Source organism: Novosphingobium sp. NFX11 (genome assembly GCF_057376415.1).
In genome coordinates, this window is the sequence record NZ_CP080384.1 from 2,037,909 (window position 1) to 2,052,650 (window position 14,742).

General features: G+C 66.2%; 11 protein-coding genes and 1 pseudogene. 5 read left to right on the forward strand and 7 right to left on the reverse strand.

All coding sequences use genetic code 11. The features are described 5' to 3' along the window. Window positions 1-20 precede the first annotated feature (20 nt). The 3 genes from KZO24_RS10355 to KZO24_RS10365 all read left to right on the forward strand — a co-directional run bounded on the left by KZO24_RS10355 (window position 21) and on the right by KZO24_RS10365 (window position 2,742). A complete protein-coding gene (locus KZO24_RS10355; protein ID WP_486486129.1) occupies window positions 21-905 on the forward strand; it encodes an FAD:protein FMN transferase in 885 nt (294 codons plus the stop codon). Window positions 906-950: 45 nt separating this feature from the next. Further along, entirely contained in the window at window positions 951-1,631 is a 681-nt protein-coding gene (locus tag KZO24_RS10360; RefSeq protein WP_271181836.1) for a Fe2+-dependent dioxygenase, read from the forward strand. A gap of 181 nt (window positions 1,632-1,812) precedes the next feature. Continuing rightward, window positions 1,813-2,742 (forward strand): alpha-hydroxy acid oxidase, encoded by a 930-nt coding sequence (locus tag KZO24_RS10365; RefSeq protein ID WP_486486130.1) that lies wholly within the window; start codon window positions 1,813-1,815, stop codon window positions 2,740-2,742. Between the two features lie 3 nt (window positions 2,743-2,745). On the opposite strand, the gene KZO24_RS10370 is transcribed toward KZO24_RS10365, so the two are convergent. The 6 genes from KZO24_RS10370 to KZO24_RS10395 form a co-directional block, all read right to left on the reverse strand. Beyond that, entirely contained in the window at window positions 2,746-5,190 is a 2,445-nt protein-coding gene (locus KZO24_RS10370) for a hypothetical protein (protein ID WP_285018259.1), read from the reverse strand. A gap of 119 nt (window positions 5,191-5,309) precedes the next feature. After that, a complete protein-coding gene (locus KZO24_RS10375) occupies window positions 5,310-6,464 on the reverse strand; it encodes a glycosyltransferase family 4 protein (protein ID WP_271181839.1) in 1,155 nt (384 codons plus the stop codon). Next, the gene (locus KZO24_RS10380) at window positions 6,457-7,452 is read right to left on the reverse strand and encodes a glycosyl transferase (RefSeq protein ID WP_486486131.1); all 996 of its coding nucleotides are present in this window, start codon (window positions 7,450-7,452) and stop codon (window positions 6,457-6,459) included. The genes KZO24_RS10375 and KZO24_RS10380 overlap by 8 nt, the downstream gene beginning before the upstream one ends. Before the next feature lie 434 nt (window positions 7,453-7,886). After that, window positions 7,887-9,206, reverse strand: coding sequence for a sigma-54-dependent transcriptional regulator (locus KZO24_RS10385; RefSeq protein WP_271181841.1), 1,320 nt, complete (start codon window positions 9,204-9,206; stop codon window positions 7,887-7,889). A 13-nt stretch (window positions 9,207-9,219) separates the two neighbouring features. Then, window positions 9,220-9,522 carry a sensor histidine kinase gene (locus tag KZO24_RS10390; RefSeq protein ID WP_486486132.1) on the reverse strand — a complete coding sequence of 101 codons (303 nt, stop codon included), beginning with the start codon at window positions 9,520-9,522 and terminating at the stop codon, window positions 9,220-9,222. Further along, window positions 9,420-10,931 carry a sensor histidine kinase gene (locus KZO24_RS10395; RefSeq protein WP_486486133.1) on the reverse strand — a complete coding sequence of 504 codons (1,512 nt, stop codon included), beginning with the start codon at window positions 10,929-10,931 and terminating at the stop codon, window positions 9,420-9,422. The genes KZO24_RS10390 and KZO24_RS10395 overlap by 103 nt, the downstream gene beginning before the upstream one ends. Before the next feature lie 242 nt (window positions 10,932-11,173). On the opposite strand from KZO24_RS10395, the gene KZO24_RS10400 reads away from it, so the two are divergent. Next, complete coding sequence (locus KZO24_RS10400; protein ID WP_486486134.1) at window positions 11,174-12,493, forward strand: dicarboxylate/amino acid:cation symporter; 1,320 nt, start codon at window positions 11,174-11,176, stop codon at window positions 12,491-12,493. A gap of 38 nt (window positions 12,494-12,531) precedes the next feature. Further along, a pseudogene (locus KZO24_RS10405) lies at window positions 12,532-13,994 on the forward strand (alginate export family protein). A gap of 1 nt (window position 13,995) precedes the next feature. Here KZO24_RS10405 and KZO24_RS10410 read toward each other — a convergent pair. Then, on the reverse strand, window positions 13,996-14,562 hold the full coding sequence (locus KZO24_RS10410; protein WP_486486135.1) for a transcriptional regulator: 567 nt from the start codon (window positions 14,560-14,562) through the stop codon (window positions 13,996-13,998). Window positions 14,563-14,742: the final 180 nt, after the last annotated feature.

Below are 14,742 nucleotides of genomic sequence, written 5' to 3' on the forward strand. Positions count from 1 at the left end.
GGCGAGGCCATGGGCACGACATGGCGCATCCGGCTCGCCCCGCCCCCGGCTTCGACCGGGACGCGGCGAGCCGCGCGATCGAGGCTCGGCTCGAGGACATCCTCGCGCAGATGAGCCACTGGCGTGCGGATTCGGTGCTGGGCCGGTTCAACCGGGCAGGTGCGGGCGAATGGTGCGCCCTACCTGCGGATTTCGCCACGGTGATCGAAACCGCCCTTACCGTCGCCGAGCAGTCAGCCGGTGCCTTCGATCCCGCGATCGGCGCGCTCGTCGATGCGTGGGGTCATGGTCCGGTAACGATCGACCGCGCGCCCACCACCGAAGAGATCGAGCGGGCCCGCGCGGTCTCCGGCTTCATGCGCCTCGCCTACGAACCGGATACGCGGCGGCTTCGCCAGCCCGGCGGGCTCAGGCTCGACTTGTCGGGCATCGCCAAGGGCTACGCCGTCGATGCGCTGACCGCGTTGCTCGCCGGGATGGACTGTCACCATGCGCTCGTCGAGATCGGCGGCGAACTGGTCGGACGCGGCCTGCGTCCCGATGGCGATCCGTGGTGGGTGGACCTCGAAACGCCGACACAGGGCGTAGCTCCGCTGCGGGTTGCGCTGCACCAGTTGGCGGTGGCGACCTCGGGCGATTACGTACGCGGTTTCCACAGTATCGACCCGCGCAGCGGGATGCCCGTCGAGCATGCCATGGCGGTCAGCGTGATCCACTCCTCGGCCATGCTCGCAGATGCCTGGGCAACCGCGTTCAGCGTGCTTTCGCCTGCCGCTGTGAGCGCTTTGGGTGCCCGTGAGTACCTTTGTGTGCGCGTTGTGTACCGTTGTGGCACCGCTCTGACCGAGTGGATCAGTCCCGCCCTTGCCGCCATGATCGAGGCCGAGGACGAAGTTCCAGCTTGATGCAGGTCATTGTCAGCATCACCGGACTGCGCGAATAGAGGCACCATGGTCATCGAAATACCCGATCTGTTCGACGCTGCCGAGGTGCGCGAAATCCGCAGTGCGCTGGAAGCCGCCGACTGGGCGGACGGCCGCGCCACCGCCGGTCACCGCGCTGCAAGAGTCAAGGAAAACGAGCAGTTACCGCTCGACCACCCCTTGGCCAAGCAGCTAGCCGACCGCGTCCTCGCCCGCCTGGCACAGACCCCGCTGTTCATCGCCGCCGCCCTGCCCGCCCGCGTCCTGCAGCCCCGTTTCAGCCGCTACGACGGGCGCGGCCACTACGGCAATCACGTCGACAACGCGATCTTCCCGATCCCCGGAACCGGCGAGCACCTGCGCTCCGACGTTTCGAGCACCCTGTTCCTCTCCGACCCCGAAGAATACGACGGCGGCGAACTCGTCATCGAGGACATGTTCGGTACGCACACGGCCAAATTGCCCGCCGGAAGCCTGATCGTATATCCCGGTTCCAGCCTCCACCGGGTCATGCCGGTGACGCGCGGCGTGCGCTTCGTCTCGTTTTTCTGGACCCAGAGCTTCGTCGCCTCGCCCGAGAAGCGGCGGCTGATGTTCGAACTGGACGGCGCGATCCAGTCTGTCGCGACGGACCATCCCGAGCATGCCTCGATCGATACCCTCACCCAAGTCTACCACAACCTGCTGCGCCAGTGGTCGGCAACGTGAGCCCGCAGCCGCCGTTTTCCGCCATTCCCGCGGACTTGCGCACCCTTGCCGATTACGAGCGACGCGCCGAAGCCCACCTGATGCCCGAGGTCTGGCGGCACATCCAGGAAGGCGCGGGCCGCGAGATTACGCTGTCCGAGAACCGCGCCGCCTTCGACCGCATCGGCTTGCTCCCCGCGCCATGGCGAGGCTCGACGGCAGCACGGAAATCGAGCTGTTCGGCCGCCGCCATGCCTCCCCGATCCTGCTGGCCCCGCTGGCCTACCAACGCCTTGCCCACCCCGAGGGCGAACTCGCCTGCGTCCGCGCCTCCACCGCGCTCGACACCGGCATGGTCGTGAGCACGCTGTCGAGCATGCCTCTGGAGGACATCGCCGCCGCCGCCCATGCCCTCGCGCATGATCTGGGCAAGATTGCCCCGCCATTGTGGTTCCAGCTCTACCTCCAGCCGGAACGCGAGCACAGCCTGCAACTCGTCCGCCGCGCGGAAACGGCGGGCTACGAAGCCATCGTGCTGACCGTCGATGCGGCGCTCAAACCAGCCGGAATCACGCTTCCGCAAGGCGTCGGTGCGGTCAATCTGGCCGGAATGCCGCGTCCGACACAGACTTCCGTGCCCGGCGGCCGGATCCTGCTCGGCACTCCGCTCGCGAACGCTGCTCCGGGGTGGGACGACCTCGTGTGGCTGCGCAAGACGACGAGCCTGCCGATCCTCGTCAAGGGCCTCTTGCTGGGCGACGATGCCGCGCGCGCAGTCGACGAAGGGGCCGACGCACTCATCGTCTCCAACCATGGCGGGCGCGTCCTCGATGGGCTGCCGAGCCCGGTCGACCTGATCCAGAGCGTGGCCGAAGCGACGCAAGGCCGTGTGCCGCTGTTGCTCGACGGTGGGGTGCGGATGGGGACGGACGTGGTCAAGGCGCTCGCGCTGGGTGCCCGCGCCGTGCTCGTCGGTCGCCCGCAGATGCATGCACTGGCCGTAGCGGGAATGCCCGGCGTAGCGCATGCCATTCACCTGCTGCGCACCGAACTGGAAGCGGCGATGGCACAACTCGGATGCCCGAATTGCGCGATGCTCAGCCCTGACCGACTGGTCGCGCTCGGCCGCTGAGCGCTATTTGTCGAGCGGCAGCTTCACCACGCCGGTCGGGGCGTCCCGCAGCCGTATGCGCAACATTCCATCGGTCGGCCGGCCGCTGACCTGCAAGGTCCGGCCAGTATAGCCCGGCTGTACGGCGGAAGGTCTGGCGAACCCGTCCTCGACCGCAGCCGCATCGATCAGGAACAAGTTCCGTCCCGTGATCGTGCAAGGTCCGTCCTGCCCTTCGCAAGTAGCGCCCTCTATCCGCGGCAGGCGGACGACCGTGGTGAGCGGCATCCAGTCCCCGCGGTCCTCGCGTCCACCCTGCCCCTTGCTCACGAGGCGCAGGCGGATGGCCCCGAAGGTGCCGGGAGGCAGGTCGTCGGCCTTCAGGGTCGCGACAAGCACCTCGAGGCTTTCGAGATTGAGCCCCTTGCCGATCGTGAGCCGGGTGACGGGCTCGCCAGATGGGGGTGCGATTTCGATCGCGGAACCGGCACCGAACCGCGTTTCGCCCGAAGCCTTGAGAGAGAACACCATTTCGCCATTGTCAGGCAGGAGATCGCCCGAACCCATGTCCAGCGTCTTCGCGCCCTGCGCCGCCGGAGCGGGATAAACCGTGCGCTGCAACAGCGCCGCCTGAGGACGCGGGCCACCGATTCGCACCGGAAGCGTCAGGTTGCGGCCGTCCTCCAGCCGCACAGTCGCCTTGTCGGGCGCTTTAGCGGTATCGACGGGGACCTTGCCCGCTCCCTGCGCGAGCAGGCGCAGCCGGTCCGTCCCGCCTTCGCGCGTCAGCCCGTCGGGACGGAATTCGGCATCGCCGAGCACGACCGAGCGAACCTGGTCCAGCCGCTGTCCGGTCAGGAAACCCTGCGTGTCGCCGGCATGGAGTTCTAGCGCTTCCAGACGGCTCGCCTGCACCCGCGCGCGCAATGCGACGGTCTGCGTTGCAGCAGCACCGCGCTGCCGGATTTCCAGCCGCACTTCGCCCGCCGCCGCATCGGTCAACGGCACCGTGACGCTCAGGCGCCGCCCTTCCAGCGCCTTGAACACGAGCGGCCGGGCGGCACCATTGCCCTGCCGCAACGTCACGTCCTCGACGCAGCCGGGAGCGGCGCCTTCCAGCGCCACCTCGTTGTCGCGCCCCACGATCAGGCCATCGGCATCGCCAGTGGCCTTCCACGGTTCGCCGCCCGGGCGCTGGAGCAGGAAATCCGGACCATCGAAAGGCGCGAACCCCCATAGACCATGAAGGTGGCCACGGACGTCTCCCGCAAAGGCGACAGGCAGCGTATCGGCCGCCAGCACGTACCCGCCTTTGTCCGCGCGGGCCTTAACCGGCACTTCCAGCGTCTGTCCGGATGCGGAAGTGAGGCGCACCTTCATGTCGTGGGCGAAGTCGGTCGAGAATACCAGCGGCGCCCCTTCGACCGGCAGCACGGTGCCGGGCGCCATGCAGATCGGCCCCTTTGCGGAGCTGCGCAGTTGCGGGGGAATGTCCGCTTCAACCGCAGGCATGGCCGCGATCATCACCGACTTGGGCTTCTGGAACGAGGGGGCCGCGTTGAGCAGCAGCGACATGCGATCCGCATCGCGGACGGTCAGGGTCGGCAGATAATTGAACGTCGGATTGTTGAACGCGCCGAAGATCTTCGCCACGTCCCGCGCCACCGCGATATAAGCGCTGTAATACCCTGCCCCGGCTTCGCGCGTGTTGCTGAGCTGCAGCGCCAGATCGGTCGGCGTACCGGTGATCGTCTCCGCCAGCGAACTGGTGTGAACATCGTTCAGCACCAGCGATTCGCGGTTCTCCACGAGGCACGATGCCTGCGACTGGATCACCTTGTTGAGGCAGTCCTCCTGCAGCTTGATCGAGAGGCTGCGGGCGAGCACCGGTGCGACCGTGCGCAGGTATTCCGGCCCGTTGTCATCCTGCGCGCGGATCGCGGCCATGAAGGCATTGAGGCGCGAATGATCGAGCGAGGCCTGGTTGAGGTCCTGGCTGGCGCGCACGAATTCGCCCGGCTTCCCGCGCACCGCATCCATCAGCACACCTTCCGCGCCGCCGGTCTCGGGCACCATGAGCAGCACCATCTGCCGGGCATCGCGCGGCACGGTGACGGTCAGGGCGCTGTCCTTTTCCTTCTCCTTCCAGGTTCGGGCGAGATCGACCCAGTCCTTGGGCGGAGGATTGGTCGCCCCGCGCAGGAAGGCGGACATGAGCACGAACCGGGCGCTCTGGTTCTCCGGCAAGGCGCCATGGACGACGACCTTGTCGCCGGGCGCGAGGCTCGGCACGCGGCCGATCGGCAGGGTCTGCCCCTCGCGCGTGACTTCGATGCGCAAGTCCGGTCCAGCCAGCTCGAAAGGAGCGGGATCGCCCAGCGCCGGAGCAGCGATCAGCAGCGGCAAGACCAGCAGTCCGGTGAAGCGAGAAATGCGCGAAAGGCAGCGCTCTGAAGGTCTCTTGCGCAAAAAGCCGAAATCCTGTCGTTGTTTCAGACCAAGGGCGCCCCGGGCAAGCCTTAGCCGCTCCACATACCGGCATTCAAGCCTGCACGGTCCGAAACGAGCCGCAATCGCGCCCGTCGATGCTAATTCAACGAGATCGCGAGTTGTTCCTGTCCATGGCCGTCGACGTGGGCCACTTCGGCCACCAGACCTTCGAGGGCAAGTCGACAGTGACGGTCCCAGCAGAAGTTCTCACGCGCGAACCGCCGCCCGTTCTCGGCGAGACGGCGCCGATAGGCCGGATCGCGCGCCAGCAACGCCAGGGCAGCGCGAATGGCTGCCGGATCGCGGCCATCTACGACCAGGCCGGTCACCCCGTCGCGCACCAGTTCGCCCGGGCCTCCGTCCTGCCCGACGATGCAGGCGATGCCATGCGCCATCGCATCGGCGACACTGATGCCGAAGCCCTCCATCTCCGCGCCATCTTCGAGCGCGATCTGAGGATGGAGGAAGATGTCGGCAGTCCGGTGGCGCTCCGCCAGTTCCGCATCATCGACGTAGCCGGTCATTACGGTGGAGCCCAGTCCACCTGCGGTCGGCTCCAGAGCCGCGCGGATGGCCTCTTCGTCGGGACCACGGCCGATGACTGCGTAGTCGAGCGCAATGCTCTCGCCCCGGCAGGCAGCAACCGCACGCAATGCTGCGGGCACGTTCTTGCGCGGGACGAGGCGGCAAACCGTAATCACGCGCAGCAGGGCGTTTGCGGGCTCGCACCGTTCATCGGCGGGCAGGACGACGCCATTCCAGACCGTGACGCAGCGACCGGCGAGATCAGGCGCGCGATCGAGCAGCAGGCGGCGCGTGGCATCGCTCACCGCAAGTATCCGAGTGGTCCGGGACAGCACCGCGTTCATGAGCCTGAACGCGCCCCTCGACGGACGACCCACCTCGCGCCCATGTACGGTTACGAGCAAGGAACGCGGGAACAGCAGCGCCGGGATCGCCGCGCGCCATGTGCAGGCGTGGATGGCGGATGGCCGCGCGCCGCCCAGCCATGCCCGCAGCATTGCCATCGCTAGCCGGGCATAGACCACCAAGTGCGCCGCTGGCCCCACGTCGATCAGGGTGATGCCGTCTTCACAAAGGCGACGCGGCCCGGCTGATGACTTGGCAAAGACGGTAACCGTCCGGCCGCTACGCGCATAGGCACGCGCGACCTGGCTCACGTAAGTCTGTACACCACCCTCGTCCGGCGCATGGACGCGCGCGACCACCCATATGCTCGCGGCCTCATTCATGGATGAGAGCGCTCCTGCGGCCGAAACCGTACGATGTTACCGCCCGTGCCTTGGTGGCCCACCTTGCGCGCGAGGTCAGGAAATCTGCAACGGCCCGCCCGGCACGCTCGGATGCACGAGGTCCATCTGTGTCGAAAGTGTCCTGAAGGCCCTGCAACTGGACCGGAGCGTAAATGCCATGCGAGGCGATCGCATGGGCAACCTTGTCGGCAATGTCTTCGCAGTCCTCGTGAACCGGGCCGTATTGCCAGTGTCGGTAGCTCGGATTGCCCTGCCAGTTGGCTCCATGCGCATTGAGGAAAAGGCAGGGACGCGGGCGTACGACGAACTCGTAGATCTGGCTGCTGACATCGCCGAGATAGACCGAGGCCATGCGCGTATAGCTCATATCCACGCTCGACGCGCTGCCGAGATCGACGTGAACGTGCGGGAGGCGGGCAAATTCCTCGAGTTGGCGTTCCATGCGTTCGCGGCGACGGCAACCGTCGTACATGCGGATGTGCGGCGCCACGATGAGGTTGAAGCGGTCATCCTCGGCGAACTGGCGAACCACGTCGAGGCCCATCTGCGGCCACGAGGACAGCTTGCGCGAGAAATGAGGGTTGTACAGCACCACCGGCCGATCCTGCGGGAACAGCCGGGCCGGGGCACGATCCGCGGTGAGGTCGAACTTGCCGTAGCCGACGATCGCATAGTGGCCCTCGCGGATCAGGCCCTTGTCGAGCATCCGGCAGCGCTGCTTCTCGCCCGCCAGAAGGACGAAGTCGAACTGGCGGATGCGACGGTCGTAGCCCACTGCCCGGTCGCCCGCACCATGGCAGGTGTGGATGAAGCAAGTACGCCGCAAACCGACATGGCGCAGCAGCAGCGACGTGCGCTCCGGCACGACGATGGCGTCATATGCCGCAAGCCGACTGCGCGCCGCCGCAAGAGCAACGAGCTTGGGCGGAGTAACGACACCCACCAGTCGTGTGAAAGCGGAGAGCATGCCCCCTCGACCTGCACGAAGCGGATCGTTGAAACGCCATGCCGCCGAGCAATGTCGCGGGCCATGGCAATATGCTCCGCCGTCATCGCCATGACGTCCACGGCAAAGCGCGGATCGCGAGCGAGTTCGATCGCCAGCGGCATCGCGTGCAAAACGTGGTGCAATTGAGCGTTGAAGAAAAAGCAGAGTTTCTGCGGTGCCGCGGGGTCGGCGAGCCGCTCGATCGCTCCTTGGAGCATGGCTTCCTCCATTTCAGGCTTCGGCTATCCGATCCTTGGCCCCATCGGTTTGCCAACGCATTTCAGAAGGTCGCAGCGCGGTCGCGGTCTTGCAACAATCGCGCGGCGGAGCGCCCCATGGACCGGCCTGCCGGTGGAGACGTAGTTCCGTTCAAAATGCCCATGCCGGGTATTTCAGTGCGGCATCGACCGCTCTCAGCGCCCACCCTTGCGCAGCGTCGTCAGGTCGATGCCGTGCTTGTGCACCTTGTAGTAGAAGGTTTTGCGAGGGATGCCGAGCCGCTTGATCGCCGCGCCGATCTCCCCCTTCGTGCCCAGCACTGCCGCCACGATCGTATCACGCTCGAACGCGTCTAGACGCTGCGGCAGGGTATCGCCGGAAGGCTCGCCTGGAGCCTCAGGCACGGCATCTTCCAGCCCGAGCACGAAACGCTCTGCAAAATGCGCCAGTTCGCGCACGTTGCCCGGCCAGTCGTGGCTCGACAGATGATGCCGCACGGTGCCGGTCATCATCGGCAGCGGCAGTCGTAGCCGGGTCGCGGCGGCTCCGGCAAGGTGCGCGAAGAGCGCCGGCACGTCTTCCCTCCGCTCACGCAGAGGCGGCATCCGCAGGCGTAGCGCCGCAAGGCGATAGAACAGGCCGGGCGTGATCTTCTCGGACAAGTCCCCCTCGTCCGTCCCGCCCGTAGCGATCACGCGCAAGTCCAGCGGCAGCGGCTCGCGCGCGCCGGGGCTGCGGAGCACGCGCTCCTCCACCAGCGGGGTCAGACGCGCTTGCAGCCGCCGCGAGGCGTGGTCTATGTCGTCGAGGAACAGTGTGCCGCGCGCGACCGAAGCAATGCTCGCCTCGCCCATCGGCGCAAAAAGTTCGTCCTCCAGCGCCTCCGGCAAGGCGCCACAGGAAACCGCCATGAACCGCTGGCGCGATCGTTTGCCCGCACGATGGATGAGCCGGGCGAGCAGTTCCTTGCCGGTGCCGGTTTCCCCTTCGATGAACAGGTCGATGTCAGCATTGCCCAGGGTTGGGATCATTTCGCGCAGGCGGCGGATCGCGGGAGATTCGCCGATGAGCCCCGAGGCGGCATCGCCTTGCGCCGCCGCTCTCAGCCGCCGGTTGTCGAGCGCCAGCCCTCGCGCCATCGCGGCCCGGTCGGCAGCCGCGACCAGAGCCTGTGGATCGAACGGCTTGGTCAGGAAATCCCAGGCCCCGGCCTTCAGCGCATCGACCGCCATCGCCACGTCGCCATGGCCGGTCACGAGGATCACCGGCAGTTCGGGATCACGCTCATACAGAGCCCGGAACAATTCGGTCCCCGACATGTGCGGCATCCGCACGTCCGACACGACAATTCCCGGCCACTCGGCATCGATGGCGTCGAGCGCGGGCCGGGCAGCGGTAAAGCTCTCCACGACGAAGCCCGCAAGTGTCAGCACTTGCGCCGTGGAAATGCGCAAGTCCGCATCGTCCTCCACGAGCGCGACGCGCCTGGCCTGTCCGGGGGCATGATCGTTCATGATGCCTGCTCGTTCATGATGCTCGTCTCAATACGATGGCGAAGCAGGCTCCGCGCTCGGAGGGCTCGAGTTGAAGGGTGCCGCCGAAGTCCTCGACGATGTCCTTGGAAATGACGAGGCCAAGCCCCAGTCCGGTCGGCCGGCTGGTGGCGAAAGGCGTGAACAGACGGTCGGCGACGTCCTGCGCGATGCCCGGGCCATTGTCGCGCAGCGTCATCCGCACTGTTTCCGTGCCCGCTTCCACAACCAGTTCGATCCGGGCATCCGCCTGTCCCTCCAGTGCCTCGAGCGCGTTCTGCAGGATGTTGACGAGCACTTGCTCCAGCCGGACGTGCCCCCGAACACGAGCAGGCCCGGCGGCACCTCCGGCACCACGAAGATGACGTGCGACAAGCGCTCCTTCAGGAGCAAGCAGGCGCCCTCGATCACCTCGACAAGCGGGATCGGTCCGCCCGCACGGCTGCCCTTGCGCGCGAAACCGCGCAGTTCCGCGGTCACTGCGCCGATCCGTTCGGCCAGACGGTCGATCGCCGAGAGATTGTCACGCACGGCATCCTCGGCGCCCATGTCCAGCAGTTGCCGCGAGGTTGCGGCATAATTGCGGATCGCGGCGACCGGCTGCGCGGTCTCGTGCGCGACGCTCGCCGTCACCTGCCCGAGCGTGGCAAGGCGATTGGCTTGCCGCAGACCCTCGCGAAGCTGCGCTGCGTGCGCCTCGGCGGCGGCGCGCTCCTCGATCTCCCGGCGCAGGTCGATGGTGCGCTCGGCCACGGCCGCCTCCAGTTGTGCGGTATGCTCACGGCGGCGACGCCCCCGTTCCCGCACGAACGCGACCAGCGCGAACACGGCGAGGGTAAGCAGCGCCGCCGCGATCTGCGCAGCCCGCACCACGGCATCCACCGCTCCCTGCAGCGGCAGCGCCAGACTGACCCGCCAGCCCAAGCCATCGGCGGCGGTGGTGGTCAGAAGATGGTCGCCTTTTTCGCCGCGCATGGTGACTCGGCCGCCGCCGTGCTCGCGAAACGGTACAGGCCCGAGGTCGCCGACCCCGATCAACTCACGCTCGCGCCTGCTGCGTTCCGAAGACAGCGGAAGCGTAGCGGCATAGCGCCAGTCTCGACGGCTGGTGACGAGGATCACACCGTCGCGGTCGGTGACGAAAGTGACTCCGTTCGCCTCGCGCCACTGCTCTTCGACGCGGTCGAATTCCATCTTCATGACCACGACGCTACCGCCCGCCGCGCGCCGCGCGAAGAACAGGCCGGGACGGTGACTGACGGTTCCGAGCGCGAATTGCTCGCCGATCCCGCTGCGCAGGGCCGCCCGGAAGTAGGGCCGGAAGCTGTAGTCCTTGCCGAGAAAGCTTCGCGGATCGCGCCAGTTGCTGGCTGCGAGGGTCAGCCCGTCCTTGCGGATCACGTAGATGATGGGCGAGCCAAGATCGCGCGACAGCCGTTCGAGCTTGGCATTCATCACGGCTTCGGCTCCCGGACGACCGGCGACGAGCGCGACGAGGTCCTGATCGTCTGCCAGCGCCAGCGGGAGAAGCCGGAAGCGGGCGATCTCGCTGGCCAGCAGAGCCTGACGCAACCGGGCGTCGACAGCCGCCTGCGCAGCGAACCGCGTGGTGCCGGCCTGCCGTACCGCCAGTCCGGTCAGGAATGCCACCGCCACGGCGCAGACCAGCGCCGCCGTAAGCCACCAGAGATAGCGTGATCGAACCACGCGAGATCCGCCTAGGCCAGGATGAAGCGATGTGCAAGTTTCTGCACTACAGGGCGTGGGCGAGGGCCAATTTTAGGACATGATGTCTCAAAGACTTTCATTACATAATTGAAATTATGATATTTTTACAAACGTGCAATTCTTCTTTGCACGCAATGAAACGGATTGCAGTCTGACCCTAGGCACGAGCATCACCCCAAGGGTGTCGTCGGTGCCACGAGGATGACGAAGGCTTATTCCGTATGCATTATGATCCGTCGCACATTCAGCCGGTCGCTGCGAAGCGTTGGTATACCCACCTCTATGTCCAGGTTCTCGCCGCGATCACCGCAGGCGTGCTGCTCGGCCATTTCTACCCGGCGGTCGGCAGATCGCTGAAGCCGGTCGGCGACATGTTCATCAAACTGGTGAAGATGGTGATCGCTCCGGTCATCTTCCTCACCATCGTCACCGGTATCGCCGGAATGCGCGATCTCGGCTCTGTCGGGCGCGTGGCGGCGAAGGCCTTCGCCTACTTCCTGTTCTTCTCGACGCTCGCGCTGATCGTCGGCATGACCGTCGCGAACGTCGTACGGCCGGGCGCGGGCTTCAATATCGATCCCGCCACGCTCGATGCGGGCAAGGTCGCGCAGTACGCCGAAAAGGCGCACGAGACCTCGCTGCTCGGTTTCCTCAACGCGATGATCCCGGACACGCTGGTCTCAGCGCTGGCGCAGGAGAACATCCTGCAGGTGCTCGTCGTGGCGATCCTGTTCGGCTGCTCGCTGGCCGCGATTGGGGAACGCGGCGACAAGGTGCTGTCGCTGCTCGAGGACATTTCCATCGTCGTCTTCAAGCTCGTCTCGATCGTGATGAAGCTCGCCCCGATCGGCGCCTTCGGCGCGATGGCCTTCACCATCGGCAAGTACGGCGTCGGCAGCCTCGCCAACCTCGCGCAGCTGGTGGCAACGTTCTACCTGACCTCGATCCTGTTCGTGGTCTTCGTGCTTGGCGCGGTGGCGAAGCTGTGCGGGTTCTCGATCTTCAAGCTGATCGCCTACCTCAAGGCCGAGCTGCTGCTGGTTCTGGGCACCTCCTCCTCGGAAAGCGCCCTGCCCGCCCTCATCGAAAAGATGGAGCGCGCCGGCTGCCCCAAGGCCGTCGTCGGCCTCGTCGTTCCCACCGGCTACTCTTTCAACCTCGACGGCACCAACATCTACATGACGCTGGCGGCGCTGTTCATCGCTCAAGCCTGCAACGTGGACCTGACGCTGGGCCAGCAACTGCTGCTTCTTGGCGTGGCGATGCTGTCGTCCAAGGGTGCAGCGGGTGTCACCGGCGCGGGCTTCATCACGCTGGCCGCAACGCTCTCGATCGTGCCGGACGTGCCGGTCGCGGGCATGGCGCTGATCCTCGGCGTGGACCGCTTCATGTCGGAATGCCGCAGCCTGACCAACTTCGTCGGCAATGCGGTGGCCACCGTCGTCGTCTCCCGCTGGGAGGGCAAGCTCGACCACGCGCAGCTCGACGCGGCACTGTCCGGCCACGCGCTCCCCGCAGCGATTCTCGCGCCCGCCGAATAAAACCAAAAACGACTACAGAGCCACAAGGGTCGCACCCCATGACTACCGTTACTTCGCGGCTTCGCGCCGCCACCCTGCCGCTCGCCCTGGCGACGGCCGCCTCGCTGGCCCCTTCAGCGGCCCAAGCCAAAGATGCCGCCTACCCGCAGGCCTTCAACGGCGACGGTGCAGTAACCGGCGGTTATTCGCTCTCGCGCTGGGCCGAGGACTGGACCTCCATGGCCGATCCGGCAAAGCGCGACGATCCGCTCGACCGGCTCAAGTACATCCCGCTCGACAGTGACGGCGATATCTATCTGACCCTCTCGGGGAGCTTCGCCTGCGCGTCAACCAGACCACCAACCCGAACCTGCGCGAAGCCGAGGCCCAACGACAGGACATCAACCGCATCGTCGGCGGCGCGGATCTCCACATCGGCGAGCACTTGCGGTTCTATGGCGAGGTCGCCCATGGCGGCATTTCCGGCCGCAACCTCGGCGCTCCTGCTGCCACCCTGCGCAACGACGTTGTCATCCAGCAGTCCTTCGTCGAGGCACGCACCGACATCGGCGATGTCGATGTCGGCGTACGCTACGGCCGGCAAGAGTTCGTCGACGGCCCCAATCTGCTGGCATCACAGCGCGACAACAACACCATCCGCTACACGATGAACGGCTGGCGTTTCTACGCGCGCGGATCGAAGCTGCGCATCGACGCCTTCGACTTTCGCCCCACCGCCTATGGCGACCTCGGCACCGGCGACGACGTCAACGATCCGGCACGCCGCTTCTCCGGCGCCTCGGTAGGCGTGATGCTGCCCAAGACGATCCTTGGCAACAAGGCGAACCTCGCCTTCGACGCATTCCTGTGGCGGCGGCATAATGACGTCGGTGCATGGGGCGGCCGCATAGGCCCGGCTACGCGCTACTATCTCGGCGGCTGGCTGCGCGGCGAAGTGGGGGCGATAAACCTCGACTGGTCGGTCAACCGGCAGTGGGGCTACTACATGGACCAGGATATTTCCGCCTGGCAGGCCTTCATCGCCCAGACCTACAGGCTGGGCAAGAGCAAGACCGCCCCGCGTGTCGGCGTCCATTTCGACTACGCCAGCGGCGGGGGCGGATATGGCAACGGCAAGCTGCGTAATGCCTACTCACCTTTCGGAAACAACATCTACTTCAGCTACCAGCTCTACCTGACGCCCTCGAACCTGCGGGCAGTCACGCCGAACTTCAGCTTCTCGCCGGTCAAGGACGTGCGCGTGCTGGCGGAATACGAGTTCGCCTGGCGCGATAACATCCAAGACGCGGTCTACCGCGCCAATGGACAGCCGTTCGCTGGAACCCAGAACGGCACGGCGCGCAAGGTGGCCGAACTGGCGCGGCTACAACTGGTATGGACGATCACGCCGCGCCTGTCCTTTACCGGCCGCTACGAGCATCTCGATGCCGGACCGGCGCTGACCGACGCGGGTTACAAGAGTTCCGACTTCCTCGCCGGCTGGCTGAGCTACCGGTTCTGATTCAGTCCCGCGCTTCCAGGTAGGCAAGGACCACCGCGCGGTTCTGCCGATCGGCCTCGAACCGCGTCAGGTCTGCATCGTTAGCGAGGATCGCGGCGATGATCCTCGCCCGCCCCTCGCGCCATGCCGCACCGTCGTCATCGAAGACCTTGAGGTCCGGAGCAGTATGCGCGGTGGAGTAATGGAGCGTCACCCGAGTCAGCATCTCGAAAAGCGGGCGGCGGACCATGCGGAACAACAGTTCCTGGAACTCCATCTCGAAGCGGCCACAATCCATCATGGTGACGCAGGCGGGCAGCCGCTCCGCCAATGCCGCCAGCTTCGCGCGCAACCCCGCGTCGGTACACCGCGCTGCCGCCGTCGCCAGTTCGTTGAACAGCAGCGAGGTCATGTCGAGCGCCTCTTCGTAGGACGCCGGGTTCATGCGCATGTAAGCGTGGAGACCGCGCTCCAGCGCCGCGGCGTCGGGCCGCACTCCGTAGTAGCCGCCGCCGGGACCGCGACGCACTTCCAGCAGCCCTTCGTGCTCCAGAACCCGAGCAACCTGCTGCAGCGTGACGATCCCCACCTCCAGCGAGCGCGCCAGTTCGTGCAGAGATCCGATCCGCTCCCCTCGGGCGCCGCGTAGATCCGCTCGCGCAGGACTTCGGTGGTGCGGACGATCAGACTGGCCTTCTTTTCGCTCATGGCATTCCCAATAATGTGCCTATTATGTCAATTTCACATCGATTATCGGCGCCATAATACG